Genomic DNA, 15,184 nt, shown 5'->3' with positions numbered 1-15,184 from the left:
ACTCCAGGTCGCTGGGGTAGGTTGCGCAACTGTCCGCCCGCCGGTGCGGACGCCGCACCCGCAGCGCCACCCGAGGAAAGGTCTCCCGTGGTCCACGCCTACATCCTCATCCAGACCGAAGTCGGCAAGGCCGCCCAGGTGGCGTCGACCATCAGCGAGATCTCGGGTGTCACCAAGGCCGAGGACGTCACCGGCCCCTACGACGTCATCGTGCGGGCCGAGGCCGAGACCGTCGACGAGCTCGGCCGGTTGGTCGTGGCCCGCGTGCAGTCGGTCGACGGGATCACCCGCACGCTGACCTGCCCCGTCGTCAACATCTGAGCGCCCTGACCGAGAACACCCCCGCCCCGGAGCAGACATCGCGGCCGTCCCGGCCGGACGACCCGCTGCGGCGCGTCGCGCTCGTCGTCACCGCCGTCGTCCTGCCGCTGGTCGTGGTGCTTCTGGTGCTGACCCGCGTGCTCGGCGGGGACGACGGGGCCGACGGGTCCGGCGACGCGGTCGCCGACGTCGGGGGCACACCGGCGCCCGGGCGGGCCGACCTGCCGCCGCTGCCCGTCGAGGTCCCCCCGGTGACCCCCGAGGCCGACGCGAACTGCCCCGCGCTCATGGGCGCGCTCCCCCTGGAGCTGGCCGGCGAGCCGTCCCGCCCGGTGCAGTCGGACTCCCCGTACGCCTACGCCTGGGGCGAGCCGCCGGTGCTGCTGGTCTGCGGCGTCGACCGGCCGGCCGTACTGGAGCCGACGTCCCCGCTGATCCAGGTGAACGCGGTGAACTGGCTGGTCGACACCAGCGACCCGGACCGCATCGTCTGGACCGCCGTCGACCGGCCCGTCTACGTGCAGGTGACGGTCTCCGCCGACACCGACAGCGCCCCGGTCACCGCGCTCGGCCCGGTCATCAACGACACGCTCCCCACCCAGCCGGTCGACGCCGGCTGAAAGAGGGCCCTCCTGCCCCCGCCACTCGCGAGCTCGCGGCGGGACCCTGCAGGAGGGCCGTTCCAGCACGTCACGGCGGGGGCAGCCGCTCCAGCTGGGCCGCGATGACGGCCACCACCTCCTCGGTCGCCGCCTGCACCGACCCGGAGACGGCGGTGACCCTGAGGCTGAACGCCCCCTGGGCGCACCAGGCGGAGGCGGTCGGCGCGGCCATCCGCGCCGCCGGGGCACCCTCCTCGAGCTGCAGCAGCCGGCACCCGGCGGGCAGGTCCGGCGGGTCCTCCCGCAGCAGGCCGCCGTAGACCTCCGCCTCGTGCGCGGCCAGGTCCGCGGTGAACGCCAGGGCGCCCTCGGTGGTCTCGAACTGGTGGGCGGCGACGGTGGTCAGCGGGCCGGCCCCGGATCCCCAGTAGCGCTCCCAGCCGAAGCGGTACCCGTAGTCGTCGAGCACCTCGCGCTCGCGGGCGGCGTCCTCGGCGTAGCCGGCGACGTCCTCGGGCCACTTCTCCCCCGCCGGCGGCGACAGCGCGTCGTCGGGCACGCGCGGCAGGCCCGAGGGGACGTCGGGGACGACGAGCGGCTCGAGCTCCCGGGGTGTGTCCGGCGTCGCGGCGGCCGGCGCGGCGGACGCGCCGCCGTCGGCCGGGGAGCCGCAGCCGGTCAGCAGGGCCAGCAGCAGCGCCAGCCCGCCGTGCCGGACCACCGCCCCCAGGTTCACGCCCGGGTGCCGTCCAGCGTCGGGTCGGAGGCGGTCGGCGCCCCGGCCAGAGCCACCTCGACCAGCCGGTCCACCAGGGTGGCGAAGTCGACCCCGGCGGCCGCCCACATCCGCGGGTACATCGAGATCGGCGTGAACCCCGGCATGGTGTTCACCTCGTTGACCACCAGCCGGTCGGCGCCGTCGGGGCCGGTGCCGAGGAAGAAGTCGACCCGCGCCAGGCCGCGGCAGTCCATCGCGAGGTAGGCGCGGCAGGCCGCCTCCTGCACCGCCCGCGTCTGCTCGGCGGTGAGGTCGGCGGGGACGTCGAAGTCCGCGGCGTCGTCCAGGTACTTGGCGGCGAAGTCGTACCAGTCGGTGCCCGGGTGCAGCCGGATCTCGGCCGGCAGGCTCGCCTGCGGCAACCCGCCGCCGGGCCCGGCCAGGACGCCGCACTCGACCTCCCGCCCCGGGACGGCGGCCTCCACGACCACCTTGGGGTCGACCGCGGCGGCGGTCGCCACGGCCTCGGGGAACTGCGCCCAGTCGGTGACCTTGGTGATGCCGATGCTGGAGCCGGCCCGCGACGGCTTCACGAACACCGGCAGGCCCAGCCACTCCCGGGTGGCGGCGTCGAGCACGCCGGGGTCGGCCGACAGCGCACCGGAGGGGTCGCGCAGCACCACGTGGTCGCCCTGGGGCAGCCCGGCCGAGGTGAGCAGCTTCTTGGTGAACTCCTTGTCCATCGACGCCGCACTGGCGAAGACGCCCGAGCCCACGTAGGGGATGCCGCTCATCTCCAGCTGCCCCTGGATGGTGCCGTCCTCGCCGTAGGCGCCGTGCAGCACGGGGAAGACGACGTCCAGGCCGATCCGCTCGCCGGTGCCGTCCAGGCGCTGCAGGCCGCGGCCGCTCGGGTCGCCGACCAGCGTCACCGGGGTGCCGCCGGTGACCTCCGGCAGCTCGCCGCCGACGATCGCCAGCCGCAGCCCCGGGTCGGGGAGCACCCAGCCGCCGTCGCGGGTGATGCCCACGGGGACCACGTCGTACCGGTCGCGGTCCAGCGCCGCGAGGACGGCCCCGGCGGAGACGCAGGAGATGGGGTGTTCGGCGCTGCGCCCCCCGAAGACGACCGCGATGCGCAGCTTGCCCGGCTGTCCGCTCATCGCGGCCGACCCTAGTGGAGACCCGCTGGAGCGCCCGGACGACGGGCGGACGGGGCCGTCGCGCGCGGCGTGTGGCAGCCTCCTCCCGATGGGCGAGAACGCGGTGGCTCCGGCGGTCTACCCGCGTCGGCTGCGGCTGGCCGGGGCGGCCGTCCACGTCTACACCGCGAGCGGGTCGGTGCTCGGGCTGCTGATCGTGCTCGCGGCCTTCGACGGCGACGCGGTGGCGGCGCTGTGGCTGGGCCTGGTCGCCCTCATCGTCGACGGCACCGACGGGATGCTGGCCCGCCGGCTGCGGGTCAAGGAGACGATCCCCTGGTTCGACGGCGCCCGGCTCGACGACATCGTCGACTACCTGACCTATGCCTTCGCGCCGGTCGTGCTGCTGTGGACGACCGGGTCGCTGCCCGGGGGTGCCGTGGGGTGGGTCGTGGCCGCGCTGCCGCTGCTGGCCTCCAGCTACCAGTTCTGCCGGGTCGACGCGAAGACCGAGGACCAAGCCTTCCTGGGCTTCCCGAGCTACTGGAACGTGGTCGCCTTCTACGCCGTCGTCCTCGACCTGGCCCCGGCGGTGGTGGCCACGGTGCTCGTCGTCTGCTCGGTGCTGGTGTTCGTGCCGGTGCGCTACCTCTACCCGTCCCGGACGACGGCCCTGCGCGGCCTGAGCCTGGTGCTGACGGCGGTCTGGCTGGTCACCTACGCCGTCCTGCTGGTGCAGGTGCCCGACCCCGCCCCGCTCGTGGTGGCGCTGTCGCTGACCTACCTCGTGTACTACGTCGCGGTGAGCCTGTGGCTGACCGCGCGCGCGGCCCGCCGCCGGCGCGGCGAGCGCCCCGCGACCGGATGAAGGACTCCCTGCTCCCCGCCACTCGCAGGCTCGCGCCGGGACGCTGCAGGGGGCCGTTCCAGCACGTCACCCGAGGGCGGCGTCGAGGGCGGCGGAGAGGTCGGCGACCAGGTCGGCGGTGTCCTCGATGCCGCAGGAGAGCCGCACGAACCCCTCGGGGACGGCGTCCCCGCCCCACTGGGCCCGCCGGTCGACGGTGCTGTGCACCCCACCGAAGCTGGTGGCCGCCGTCCACAGCCGGCTGGCGGCCAGCACCCGCGCCACCGCGGCGGCGTCGGGCAGCTCGGCGGAGACGACGCCGTTCGGGCGCAGCATCTGGCGCGCGGCGAGCTCGTGGGAGGGGTCCCCGGGCCGCCACGGCCAGCGGACGCCGCTCACCGCGGGATGCTCGGCGAGCAGGTCGGCGACCGCCGCCGCGGTGGCCGCCTGGCGGGCCAGGCGCAGGTCGAGCGTGCTCATTGAGCGGTGCCCCAGCCAGGCCTCGAAGGGGCCGGGCGTGCCGCCGGTGTGGTCGCGGAAAGACCGCAGCCGGGCGTACAGCTCGTCGTCGGTGGTGCTGACGTGGCCGAGCAGCAGGTCGCTGTGCCCGGTCAGCGCCTTGGTGTCGCTGCCGACGGTGAGGTCGGCGCCGAGCTCGAGCGGCCGCTGGCCCAGCGGGGTCGCCGTGGTGTTGTCGACGGCGAGCACCGCCCCGGCGGCACGGGTGGCGCGGGCGACGGCGGCGACGTCGCAGACGTCGAGCTGGGGGTTGCTCGGCGTCTCCAGCATCACCAGCGCGGCGCCCTCGAGGTCCCCGCGGGCGGCCACCGCCCCGATCTCCGGGGTGGGCACGTACTCCACCCGCACGCCGAAGCGCTCGAGCTCGTCGCCGGCGAGCAGCCGGGTCGTGTAGTAGCCGTCCGAGGGCAGCACCACCCGGTCGCCGGCGCGGGCCACGGCGAGCACCGCCGCGCTGATCGCGGCCATGCCGGTGGCGAAGGACAGGCACCGGCCGCCGTCGAGCTCGCCGATCGCCGCCTCGAGGACCCGCAGCGTGGGGTGCTCGGTGCGCGCGTAGGCGTCGGCGCCCTCGGCGCGGGGCGGGCGGTCGCCGAGGTGGTACGGGGCGGCGAAGACCGGCGAGGGCCGCAGCGGCACGCCCGGCACGGGCGCGTCCTCGCCGGCGCGGACCGAGCGGGTGCCGTCCCCCCAGTGACGGCTCACTCCGGCTTCGCCTCCCGCGACATGATGTCCTTCACGATCTGCGTCACCGGGACGCCGTCGTGGCACACCCGGACGATGGCCTCGGTGAGCGGCATGTCCACCCCGTGCGCCCGTGCCAGGTCCAGCACCGGTTCGCAGCTCTTCACCCCCTCGGCGACCTGCCGGGTGGTCCGCTGCACCTCCTCCACCGACATGCCGCGCCCCAGCCGCTCGCCGAAGGTGCGGTTGCGCGACAGCGGGGAGCTGCAGGTGGCCACCAGGTCTCCCAGGCCGGCCAGCCCCGCGAACGTGGCCGGTTCGGCGCCCAGGGCCACGCCCAGCCGGGTGGTCTCGGCCAGCCCGCGGGTGATCAGCGAGGCGCGGGTGTTGTCGCCGAACCCCATGCCCTCGGTGATGCCGCACGCCAGCGCGATGACGTTCTTGACCGCGCCGCCGAGCTCGCAGCCCACCAGGTCCTGGTTGGTGTAGGGGCGGAAGTAGGGGGTGTGGCAGGCGGCCTGCACCTGCGCGGCGCGGTCGTGGTCCTCGCAGGCCACCACGGTCGCGGCCGGCTGCTCCTCGGCGATCTCGCGCGCGAGGTTGGGGCCGGAGAGGGCGGCGACCCGGTCGGGCCCCGCGCCGGTGACCTCGCCGATCACCTGGCTCATCCGCTTGGTGGTGCCCAGCTCCACGCCCTTCATCAGCGACAGCAGGACCGCCTCGGGGGGCAGCAGCGGCGCCCACTCGGTGAGGTTGCCCCGCAGCGACTGGGAGGGGACGGCGAGCACCACGATGTCGGCGTCGGCCAGGGCGTCGACAGCGTCGGCCGTGGCGCGCAGCCGGTCGGGCAGCCGGATGCCGGGGAGGTAGTCGGGGTTCTCGCGGGTCTCGCCGATCGCGTGCGCGAGCTCCGCGCGGCGGGCGTGCAGCACCACCGAGCAGCCCGCGTCGGCCAGCACCTTCGCGAAGGTGGTCCCCCAGGAGCCTGCCCCCAGGACGGCGGCCCGCGTGCCCGGGCTGCGGCTCACGCGGCGCTCCCCGGCAGGTCGCCGGGCAGGGTGGGCCGGAGGTGGGGGGTGGTCGTGGTGGGCGCCGGCTCCCCGCGGAGCTCGGCCAGCTGGTCGCGCACGGAGGCCATCATCCGGTCGGTCACCTCGCGCAGCAGCTCGCCGGTGATCGGCCGGCCGCCGCGCACCTGCGCGCGCAGGTCGGTGAGGTCCACCGGCTCGCCGACCAGGTAGTCGGCGGGCGCGCGCAGCCGCAGGTGCAGCCGCTTGGCGTGGTAGTCGTGCAGCCGCTGCGGCCCCCACTGGGCCACCGGCAGGACGACGGCGTCGCTGGTCAGGGCCAGCCGCGCGACCCCGGTGCGGGCCTCCATGGGCCACCAGTCCGGGTCGCGGGTGACCGACCCCTCGGGGTAGATGACCACGACGTTGCCGGCGGCCAGGTCGGCCTCGGCGGCCGCCAGCGAGTGGCGCGCGTCGGCGCGGCCGCGGGCCACCGGGATCTGCCCGGCCGCGCGCAGGATCCGCCCGGCCGGCCCGGCGAAGACCGCGTCCTTGGCCAGGAAGTGCGGAACGCGGCCGCAGTCCCACACCAGCCGGGCGCAGGCCAGCGGGTCGAGGACCGACACGTGGTTGGCGACCACGAGCACCGGGCCGGTGCGGGGGAAGCGCCCGGCGTGCCGGTAGCGCATCCGGAACAGCAGCGCGGTGACCGGGTAGACGACCGCGACGCAGAACAGCAGGGCCGGGGGGAGCGGCCTGCGGGTGCGCCACCGGGACGACGGGGCTGCGGTACGGCGCGATCCCCCGGTGCCCCGGGACCCGTCCTGCGTCACCGGCTCCCCCCTTCCTGCGTGCCCGGCCCGGTCGGCCGTGACGTCCTGCCCCCATGATCGGCCCTGGGCCGTTCCGCGGGGTGCACCGGGTTCGGTCCGTCCGGCCGGAAGCGCGCGCCGGTGTGCTCACATTGTCGCCGTGCGCGCGTGGTCGGTCGTCGTCCCGGCGAAACGGCTGGCGCTGGCCAAGACCCGGCTCACCCCGCTCCCCGAGGGCCTGGCCGGCCCGCCGGCGACCGCCCACGACCGGCTGGTCCTGGCCCTGCTGGCCGACACCGTGGCCGCGGCGCTGGCCTCGCCCGCGGTGACCGGCGTCCTCGTCGTCACCGACGACCCCGACGCCGCCGCGGCGGTGAGCCGGCTGGGGGCCCGCACGGTGCCCGACGAGCCCGACCGCGGGCTCAACCCGGCGCTGGTCCACGGCGCCCGCGCCACCGGGGCCGCCGCGGTGGCCGCGCTCTCCTCCGACCTGCCGGCGCTGCGCCCCGAGGAGCTCACCGCCGCGCTGGCCGCCGCGCAGGGTGCGCCGCGCTGCTTCGTCGCCGACGCGCAGGGCACCGGGACGACGCTGCTCACCGCCGTCGGCACCGAGCTCGCCCCCGCCTTCGGGGCCGGGTCGGCGCAGCGGCACGCGGCCGGCGGCGCCGTCCCGCTGACCGGCGCCTGGCCGGGCCTGGCCCGCGACGTCGACACGCCGGGCGACCTGCGCGCCGCCCTCGCGCTGGGCGTCGGCCGGCACACCGCGGTGCTGCTCGGCGGGGCCGCCCGGCCGCCGGGCTGACCCCCCGTCGACCACCCGCCGGCACCCGGACTGCGGCACGATGAGCCCGTGCCCTCGACCAGACCCGGCGCCCCCGCCGACCGGTACATCAACCGCGAGCTGTCGTGGCTGGACTTCAACGCCCGTGTGCTCGAGCTGGCGGAGGACGACACCCTCCCCCTGCTGGAGCGGGTGAAGTTCCTGGCGATCTTCGCCGGCAACCTCGACGAGTTCTACATGGTCCGCATCGCCGGCCTGAAGCGCCGGCAGAGCACCGGTCTGACCGTGCGCTCCCCCGACGGCCTGACCATCCGCGAGCAGCTGGCGCGGGTCACCGAGCGCACCCGCGACCTGGTGCACCGGCACGCCGACGTCTTCACCAAGGACATCACCCCGCGCCTGGAGGAGGCGGGGATCGGGATCGTGCACTGGGGCGAGCTGGACGACGACGAGACCAAGCGGCTGCGCGAGTACTTCCGCGACCAGGTGTTCCCGGTGCTGACCCCGCTGGCGGTCGACCCGGCGCACCCCTTCCCCTACATCAGCGGCCTCTCGCTGAACCTCGCCGTCTCGGTGCGCGACCCCGACACCGGCGCCCCGCGCTTCGCCCGGCTCAAGGTGCCCAACAACGTGCCCCGCTTCGTGCAGGTCGCGAGCTCCGACCGCGACGCCACCTTCCTGCCGCTCGAGGACCTCATCGCCGCGCACCTGCAGCAGCTGTTCCCGGGCCTCGACGTCATCGACCACCACCTGTTCCGGGTGACCCGCAACGCCGACCTGGAGGTCGAGGAGGACCGCGACGAGGACCTGCTGCAGGCCCTGGAGCGCGAGCTGGCCCGCCGCCGCTTCGGCCCGGCCGTGCGGCTGGAGGTCGCCGAGCCGATGGACCCGCGGATCCTCGACGTGCTGATGAGCGAACTGGAGGTGGACGGCTCCGACGTCGTCCACGTGCCCGGCCTGCTCGACCTCGCCGCCCTGTGGGAGCTCTACGGCCTCGACCGGCCGGAGCTCAAGGACGAGCCGTTCGTGCCGGCCACCCACCCGCGGCTGTCGGAGGGCGAGACGCCCAAGAGCGTCTTCGCGACGCTGCGGGAGGGCGACGTGCTCGTCCACCACCCGTACCACTCGTTCGCGACCAGCGTGCAGCGCTTCATCGAGCAGGCGGCCGCCGACCCGAACGTGCTGGCGATCAAGCAGACGCTGTACCGCACGTCGGGTGACTCCCCGATCGTCAACGCGCTCATCGACGCCGCGGAGGCGGGCAAGCAGGTCGTCGTCCTGGTGGAGATCAAGGCGCGTTTCGACGAGGAGGCCAACATCAGCTGGGCCCGCTCGCTGGAGCGGGCCGGCTGCCACGTCGTCTACGGGCTGGTGGGGCTCAAGACCCACTGCAAGACGGCGCTGGTGGTGCGCCGGGAGAGCGGCGTGATCCGCCGCTACTGCCACATCGGCACGGGCAACTACAACCCGAAGACCGCCCGGCTCTACGAGGACCTCGGCATCCTCACCGCCGACCCCCGGGTGGGCGCCGACCTCACCGACCTGTTCAACACCCTCACCGGCTACTCCCGGCAGACCACCTACCGCCGCCTCATGGTCGCCCCTCACAGCATCCGTCCCGGGCTGGTGGAGAAGATCCGCCGGGAGGCCCGCCACGCCAGCGAGGGCCGGCCGGCGGGCATCCGGATCAAGGTCAACTCACTGGTCGACGAGGAGCTCATCGACGCCCTCTACGAGGCGTCGGCGGCCGGCGTCCCGGTGGAGCTGCTCATCCGCGGCATCTGCTCGCTGCGGCCCGGCGTGCCCGGACTGTCGGAGAACGTGCGGGTGCGCTCGATCGTGGGCCGGTTCCTCGAGCACTCGCGGGCGATGTGGTTCGCCGGCGGCGGGGAGGGCGAGTGGTGGCTCGGCAGCTCCGACCTCATGCACCGCAACCTCGACCGTCGGATCGAGGTGCTGCTGCAGGTGTGCGACCACACCGCCGAGCGGCAGCTGCAGGAGACCTTCGACGCGGCGATGGCCGACGGCGTGCGCTGCTGGGAGCTGGGCAGCGACGGCGCCTGGACCCGCACCGGCGAGCGCGACTACCAGGCCGGCCTGATGGCGGCGGCGGTGGACCATGCCGGCTGAGACCGGCGGGCTGGTGCGTGCCGCCGGCGGTGCCCTGTGGCGCCCGGCCGACGGCGGCGGCATCGAGACCGCGCTGGTGCACCGGCCCAAGTACGACGACTGGTCGCTCCCGAAGGGCAAACCCGACGAGGGCGAGCACCTGCTGGAGACCGCGGTGCGCGAGGTGGCCGAGGAGACCGGCCTCGACGTCGTCGTAGGACGGCGCAGCGTGCGCACCGAGTACGAGGTGCCCGAGGGCCCCAAGCGGGTCGACTACTGGCTGATGCGGGTCGCCGACGGGACGTTCGAGCCCAACGACGAGGTCGACGAGCTGCGCTGGCTGCCGGTCGAGGCGGCCTGCGCGATGGTCAGCCACGCGCACGACCGGGCCGTGCTGGCCGACCTGGCGCGCACCGACGTCCCCCGGCAGCCCGCGCTGCTGCTGGTCCGGCACGCCAAGGCCGGCAGCAAGTCCGACTGGGACGGCCCCGACGAGCTGCGGCCGCTCGACCACAAGGGCCACCGGCAGGCGGCGCGGTTGGCGCGGGTGCTGCCGCTGTTCTCCCCCGTCGAGCTGCTGACCGCCGAGCGGGTCCGCTGCCGCGAGACGCTGGAGCCGCTGGCCGCGCAGACCGGTCTCGACGTCCACCCCCTGCCCGAGCTCGGCGAGGAGGAGTACGCCGCCGACCCGCAGGCGACCCTCGCCACCGTCGAGCGGCTCCTGGGCAGCACGGGCGACGACGGGACGCCGGGGACGGTGGTGGTCTGCAGCCAGGGCGGGGCGATCCCGTCGGTGCTGGCGGCCCTCGGCGTCCGCTTCGCGGGCACCGGCGCGGCTGTGACCCCGCCGGCGGCGAAGGGCAGCACCTGGGTGCTGACCGGCCGGCCGGGTGCCCTCGCAGCCGACTACTACCGCGACTTCTCGCCCGAGGCCGCCGACGAACCCGCGTTCACCGGCCTGCGCTGAGGGAGGCCCCCTCCTCCCCACCCCTCGGACGCTCGGGGCGGGCCTCCTGGTCGGGCGGCCGCAGGCCATGGCCGCACTGTCGCGCTGTTCCTGACGCCTCCTCGCTGCTGCCGGCCCTGTCCCGGGACCCGCCCTGAGCCTGCGAAGGGTGGGGAGGACGGGGTCCTTCTTCAGGCGGGCTGGGCCGGCAGCGCCTTCGGCAGCCAGGCCGGACGGCGCGCCTCGAAGGCCTCGATGTCGGCCAGGTGCCGCTCGGTGAGCCCGACGTCGTCGAGGCCCTCCAGCAGCCGCCAGCGGGTGTACTCGTCGACCTCGAACGGCACGCTGTGCTCGCCGTGGGAGACCCGCCGCTCCTCCAGGTCGACGGTCACGGGCGTGGCGGGGTCGGCCTCCACCGCCGCCCACAGCGCCTCGACCTCGGCCTGCGGCAGGACGACGGTGAGCAGCCCGGACTTGGTCGAGTTGTTCTTGAAGATGTCCGCGAACCGCGAGCTGATGACCACGCGGAAGCCGCCGTCGAGCAGAGCCCAGCAGGCGTGCTCGCGGGAGGAGCCGGTGCCAAAGTCCGGACCCGCGACGAGGATCGAGGCGTCGGCATACTGCGGCTGGTTGAGCACGAAGTCCGGCTCGTTCTTCCGCCAGGCGACGAACAGGCCGTCCTCGAACCCGGTGCGGGTGATCCGCTTCAGGTACTCGGCCGGGATGATCTGGTCGGTGTCGACGGCGCTGCGGCGCAGCGGGGCCGCGGTGCCGGTGTGCGTGGTGAAGGCGTCCATGGCTCTCAGGGCTCCAGTGCGGGTCAGACGGTGGCCGGGACGGGGGCGTCGGCCAGGTCGGCGGGGGCGGTGAGCCGCCCGGTCAGCGCGGTCGCCGCGGCGACCGACGGCGACACCAGGTGGGTGCGCCCGCCCTTGCCCTGCCGGCCCTGGAAGTTGCGGTTGCTGGTCGAGGCCGACCGCTCCCCCGGCGCGAGCTGGTCGGGGTTCATGCCGAGGCACATCGAGCACCCCGCGCCGCGCCACTCGGCACCGGCCTCGGTGAACACCCGGTCCAGGCCCTCGGCCTCGGCCTGCAGCTTCACCCCGACCGACCCGGGGACGACGAGCATCCGCGTGTCCGGGTCGATGTGCTTGCCGCGCAGCAGCTCGGCGGCGACGCGCAGGTCCTCGATGCGGCCGTTGGTGCAGGAGCCGAGGAAGACCGTGTCGACCTCGATCTCGCGCAGCGGCGTGCCGGGGGTCAGCCCCATGTAGGCCAGCGCCTGCTCGGCGGCCCGGCGCTCGTCGTCGTCGGCCATGGTCGCCGGGTCCGGCACCGACCCCGCGATCGGCAGGCCCTGCCCGGGGTTGGTGCCCCAGGTGACGAACGGCGTGAGCTCGGCGGCCTCGAGGACGACCTCGGTGTCGAAGACGGCGCCCTCGTCGGTGCGCAGCGTCTGCCAGTACTCGACGGCGGCGTCCCAGTCGGCGCCCTGCGGGGCGTGCGGGCGGCCCTGCAGGAAGTCGAAGGTGGTCCGGTCCGGGGCGATCAGCCCGGCGCGGGCGCCGGCCTCGATCGACATGTTGCAGATCGTCATCCGGGCCTCCATCGACAGCGCCTCGATGGCGCTGCCGCGGTACTCGATGACGTGGCCGGCGGCACCGTTGGTGCCGATCTTCGCGATGACGGCCAGGATGACGTCCTTCGACGAGACCCCCTCGGGCAGCTCGCCGTCGACGGTCACGGCCATCTGCTTGGGCCGGTACTGCGGCAGGGTCTGCGTGGCGAGCACGTGCTCGACCTCGCTGGTGCCGATGCCGAAGGCCAGCGCGCCGAAGGCGCCGTGCGTGGAGGTGTGGCTGTCGCCGCAGACGATCGTCATGCCCGGCTGGGTCAGCCCGAGCTGCGGGCCGATGACGTGCACGATGCCCTGGTCGCGGTCGCCCATGGGAGCCAGTCGGATGCCGAACTCGGCGGCGTTCGCGCGCAGCGCCTCGACCTGTGCGCGGCTGACCGGGTCCGCGATGGGCTTGAGGATCTCCAGCGTCGGGACGTTGTGGTCCTCGGTCGCCATCGTGAGCTCGGGGTGGCGCACGGTGCGGCCGGCGGCGCGAAGGCCGTCGAAGGCCTGTGGGCTGGTCACCTCGTGCACCAGGTGCAGGTCGATGTAGAGCAGGTCCGGCTCGCCCGCGGCGCTGCGCACGACGTGGGCGTCGTAGACCTTCTCCGCCAGGGTCTTCGGCACGGCTGGTCCCTCCGGGGTCGGGGCTCGCCCCCTCGGACGACCGGACTGGTCATCTCATGCTGTGGGATGCGAGTATTGCTGTGTGGGACAGCCTAACCCCGTCGCCGTCTTGGACAAAGCGGTGGCCATCCTCCGCGCCGTCGCCGCCGAGCCCGCGACCCTCGCCGAGCTCGTCGAGCGCACCGGGCTGCCCCGGGCGACCGCGCACCGGCTGGCGGTGGCCCTCGAGGGACACCGCCTGGTCCGGCGCACGCCGGTCGGCGCCTGGGCGCCTGGCCCGGCACTGGCCGAGCTGGGTCGCGGGGTGGCCGACCTCGCCGAGCTGGCCGGCCGGCACCTGGTGACGCTGCGCGACGTCAGCGGAGAGAGCGCCCAGTTCTACGTCCGGGACGGCGCCAGCCGGGTGTGCGTCGCCGCTGCCGAGCGGGCGCACGGGCTGCGCGACACCGTGCCGGTGGGGGCGCGGCTGCCGATGACTGCGGGTTCGGCCGCGCACGCGCTGCTCGCCTTCGCCCCCGCCGACGAGGTCACCCCGCTGCTGCCCAGCGCCAGCTTCACCGCCCGCACGCTGCTCGACGTCCGCCGCCGGGGCTGGGCGCACAGCATCGCCGAGCGGGAGCCCGGGGTGGCATCGCTGTCGGCGCCGGTGCGCGACGCCGCGGGCGGGGTGCTGGGCGCGGTCTCCATCTCCGGGCCGGTGGAGCGACTGGGCCGCCGTCCGGCCCCGGAGGTGGTCGGCGCGGTGCTCGACGCCGCCGGTGCCATCTCCCGCGCCGCCCGCTGAACGAGGACCCCGTCCTCCCCAACCCTCCCTCCCGCCGTCGATCATGGGGTTGCTGCAGGGTCCCGCGGCGTGTCGTCGCGTGTCGGCTGCCACAAGCCCATGATCAACTCGATGGGCGGCGTGAGGCCCGGCCCCGCACGCCCACCCGGCCGCCGACTGCTGGCCGTCTGACCGCCCGGGCTGTTCCGCTCGACCGTCCTCCGGCGAAGACTGGGCGGCATGACCGCCACCGAGCCCACGTACCGCGGCCGCGCCCGGATCGCCGAGCCCGGGGAGGGCATCGGTCCCGACGAGCTGGCGCTGGCCACCCGCAACCACGGGATGCCGCTGGAGGCGCTGCGCTACGACGTGACGCCGCCGGGGCTGCACTACGTGCTCACCCACTACGACATCCCCGCCGTCGACCCGGCCACCTGGTCGCTGGAGCTGGGCGGCGCCGTCACCCGCTCCCTGCGGCTCACCCTCGACGAGCTGCGCAGCCGCCCGGCGGTCACCTCCCGAGTGCTGCTCGAGTGCGCCGGCAACGGCCGCGCCCGGTACGAGCCGCGGCCGGTGAGCCAGCCGTGGCTGCTCGAGGCGGTGGGCACCGCCGAGTGGACCGGCACGCCGCTGGCCCCGCTGCTGGAGGAGGCCGGCATCGCCGCCGGCGCCGTCGACGTCGTCTTCACCGGGGCGGACCACGGCGTGGAGCGCGGCGTCGAGCAGGACTACGCGCGCGGCCTGCCGCTGGCCGAGGCGATGCGCCCGGAGGTGCTGCTGGTGTGGGCGATGAACGGCGCACCGTTGCCGCCCCAGCACGGCGCTCCGCTGCGCCTGCTGGTGCCCGGCTGGTACGGCATGGCGCACGTGAAGTGGCTGACCCGCGTCGAGGTGCTCGACCGCCCCTTCGACGGCTTCCAGAACGCGGTCGCCTACCGCCTCAAGGTCGGCGCCGGCGACCCCGGCGAGCCGGTCACCCGGATCGCGCCCCGCGCCCTGCTCACGCCGCCCGGCTGGCCGGACTTCATGACCCGCGAGCGCTTCCTGCGCCCCGGCCCGGTGCTGCTGACCGGGCGGGCCTGGTCGGGCCGGGCGCCGGTCACCGCCGTCGAGGTCAGCACGGACGGCGGGGCCACCTGGTCGGCCGCCGAGCTCGCCCCCGCCGACCCGGCGCACCCCTTCGCCTGGCGTTCCTGGTCCTTCGCGTGGACGGCGGAGCCGGGCAGCTCCGAGCTGGTCGCCCGGGCGACCGACGCGGAGGGCGGTCAGCCCACCGAGCAGGTGTGGAACCGGCAGGGCATCGCCAACAACCTGGTGCAGCGGGTGCCGGTGACCGTCCTCGGATGACCGGGTCCGCTCCGAGGGGCAGGAGGGTCCTCCTTCAGTGCCCGGGGGGCCGGTCCTCGTCCCCGGCGACGTCGGCGCCCGGGTCGACCACCACGGGGCGCAGCCGCGACCACAGGGCGAAGACCGCGGCGAAGACCAACATGGCGATGCCGACCCACAGGTTGGCGTTGAGGTCGCCCGTCTTGGCCCGGTCGTCCGCCGAGGTGCTGAACAGCCCCATGAGGACCAGCACGACGCCGTAGAAGCCGATCAGCGCGGCGATGACGTTGCGGACGTCGAAGGCGCCAGCCGCCTGCTTGGCCGGGGTGGCGCGGTTGCTGCTACTGCTGCTCATGACCGGT

Annotated in this window: 16 protein-coding genes; 8 read left to right on the top strand and 8 right to left on the bottom strand. The window is 75.2% G+C overall.

Features of this window, described 5'->3' with window-relative positions; genetic code table 11:
- Positions 1 to 87 precede the first annotated feature (87 nt).
- Together BLW63_RS07305 and BLW63_RS07300 are read left to right on the top strand one after the other, a co-directional pair.
- Positions 88 to 321, top strand: a complete 234-nt coding sequence (locus BLW63_RS07305; RefSeq protein ID WP_091152981.1) for an Lrp/AsnC ligand binding domain-containing protein — start codon at positions 88 to 90, stop codon at positions 319 to 321.
- 116 nt (positions 322 to 437) lie between these two features.
- Positions 438 to 941: a DUF3515 domain-containing protein gene (locus BLW63_RS07300; protein WP_244522415.1), complete on the top strand. Its 504-nt coding sequence runs from the start codon at positions 438 to 440 to the stop codon at positions 939 to 941.
- Positions 942 to 1,011: 70 nt separating this feature from the next.
- On the opposite strand, the gene BLW63_RS07295 is transcribed toward BLW63_RS07300, so the two are convergent.
- Both BLW63_RS07295 and BLW63_RS07290 read right to left on the bottom strand, forming a co-directional pair.
- On the bottom strand, positions 1,012 to 1,659 hold the full coding sequence (locus tag BLW63_RS07295; RefSeq protein WP_091152977.1) for a hypothetical protein: 648 nt from the start codon (positions 1,657 to 1,659) through the stop codon (positions 1,012 to 1,014).
- Positions 1,656 to 2,804, bottom strand: a complete 1,149-nt coding sequence (locus BLW63_RS07290; protein WP_091152975.1) for a D-alanine--D-alanine ligase family protein — start codon at positions 2,802 to 2,804, stop codon at positions 1,656 to 1,658. Before BLW63_RS07290 ends, BLW63_RS07295 begins: the two co-directional genes overlap by 4 nt.
- Positions 2,805 to 2,892: 88 nt before the next feature.
- Between BLW63_RS07290 and BLW63_RS07285 the strand changes: the two genes are divergently transcribed.
- Positions 2,893 to 3,651 carry a CDP-alcohol phosphatidyltransferase family protein gene (locus BLW63_RS07285; RefSeq protein WP_091152972.1) on the top strand — a complete coding sequence of 253 codons (759 nt, stop codon included), beginning with the start codon at positions 2,893 to 2,895 and terminating at the stop codon, positions 3,649 to 3,651.
- A 66-nt stretch (positions 3,652 to 3,717) separates the two neighbouring features.
- On the opposite strand, the gene BLW63_RS07280 is transcribed toward BLW63_RS07285, so the two are convergent.
- From BLW63_RS07280 to BLW63_RS07270, 3 genes are read right to left on the bottom strand one after another with little or no spacing between them, the layout of a single operon-like run.
- Positions 3,718 to 4,854, bottom strand: a complete 1,137-nt coding sequence (locus BLW63_RS07280; RefSeq protein ID WP_091152971.1) for a cystathionine gamma-lyase — start codon at positions 4,852 to 4,854, stop codon at positions 3,718 to 3,720.
- A complete protein-coding gene (locus BLW63_RS07275) occupies positions 4,851 to 5,861 on the bottom strand; it encodes an NAD(P)H-dependent glycerol-3-phosphate dehydrogenase (RefSeq protein ID WP_091152969.1) in 1,011 nt (336 codons plus the stop codon). Before BLW63_RS07275 ends, BLW63_RS07280 begins: the two co-directional genes overlap by 4 nt.
- Positions 5,858 to 6,673 (bottom strand): lysophospholipid acyltransferase family protein, encoded by an 816-nt coding sequence (locus BLW63_RS07270; protein ID WP_091152967.1) that lies wholly within the window; start codon positions 6,671 to 6,673, stop codon positions 5,858 to 5,860. The genes BLW63_RS07275 and BLW63_RS07270 overlap by 4 nt, the downstream gene beginning before the upstream one ends.
- 139 nt (positions 6,674 to 6,812) lie before the next feature.
- Between BLW63_RS07270 and cofC the strand changes: the two genes are divergently transcribed.
- Genes cofC through BLW63_RS07255 form a run of 3 tightly spaced genes read left to right on the top strand, consistent with a single transcriptional unit; the run spans position 6,813 to position 10,509 of the window.
- Positions 6,813 to 7,454, top strand: coding sequence for a 2-phospho-L-lactate guanylyltransferase (gene cofC, locus BLW63_RS07265; RefSeq protein ID WP_244522414.1), 642 nt, complete (start codon positions 6,813 to 6,815; stop codon positions 7,452 to 7,454).
- Positions 7,455 to 7,502: 48 nt separating this feature from the next.
- Positions 7,503 to 9,563 (top strand): RNA degradosome polyphosphate kinase, encoded by a 2,061-nt coding sequence (locus BLW63_RS07260; protein WP_091152965.1) that lies wholly within the window; start codon positions 7,503 to 7,505, stop codon positions 9,561 to 9,563.
- Complete coding sequence (locus tag BLW63_RS07255; protein WP_091152963.1) at positions 9,553 to 10,509, top strand: NUDIX hydrolase; 957 nt, start codon at positions 9,553 to 9,555, stop codon at positions 10,507 to 10,509. Before BLW63_RS07260 ends, BLW63_RS07255 begins: the two co-directional genes overlap by 11 nt.
- 170 nt (positions 10,510 to 10,679) lie before the next feature.
- On the opposite strand, the gene leuD is transcribed toward BLW63_RS07255, so the two are convergent.
- Together leuD and leuC are read right to left on the bottom strand one after the other, a co-directional pair.
- Positions 10,680 to 11,285, bottom strand: coding sequence for a 3-isopropylmalate dehydratase small subunit (gene leuD, locus BLW63_RS07250; protein WP_091152960.1), 606 nt, complete (start codon positions 11,283 to 11,285; stop codon positions 10,680 to 10,682).
- 23 nt (positions 11,286 to 11,308) lie between these two features.
- Entirely contained in the window at positions 11,309 to 12,733 is a 1,425-nt protein-coding gene (gene leuC, locus BLW63_RS07245) for a 3-isopropylmalate dehydratase large subunit (protein ID WP_091152957.1), read from the bottom strand.
- A gap of 61 nt (positions 12,734 to 12,794) precedes the next feature.
- Here leuC and BLW63_RS07240 point away from each other — a divergent pair, with 61 nt between their 5' ends.
- Together BLW63_RS07240 and BLW63_RS07235 are read left to right on the top strand one after the other, a co-directional pair.
- Positions 12,795 to 13,517, top strand: a complete 723-nt coding sequence (locus tag BLW63_RS07240; protein WP_483099035.1) for an IclR family transcriptional regulator — start codon at positions 12,795 to 12,797, stop codon at positions 13,515 to 13,517.
- Between the two features lie 219 nt (positions 13,518 to 13,736).
- Entirely contained in the window at positions 13,737 to 14,843 is a 1,107-nt protein-coding gene (locus BLW63_RS07235; protein WP_091152954.1) for a sulfite oxidase, read from the top strand.
- A 34-nt stretch (positions 14,844 to 14,877) separates the two neighbouring features.
- Here BLW63_RS07235 and BLW63_RS07230 read toward each other — a convergent pair whose 3' ends face one another.
- Positions 14,878 to 15,177 (bottom strand): hypothetical protein, encoded by a 300-nt coding sequence (locus BLW63_RS07230; protein WP_091152952.1) that lies wholly within the window; start codon positions 15,175 to 15,177, stop codon positions 14,878 to 14,880.
- Between the last annotated feature and the right edge of the window lie 7 nt (positions 15,178 to 15,184).

Origin of the sequence: Geodermatophilus africanus (genome assembly GCF_900107105.1) — a bacterium.
Classification (GTDB): domain Bacteria; phylum Actinomycetota; class Actinomycetes; order Mycobacteriales; family Geodermatophilaceae; genus Geodermatophilus; species Geodermatophilus africanus.
The sequence above is the reverse complement of the archived record's forward strand: the minus strand, read 5'-3'. Positions and strand labels throughout refer to the sequence as shown.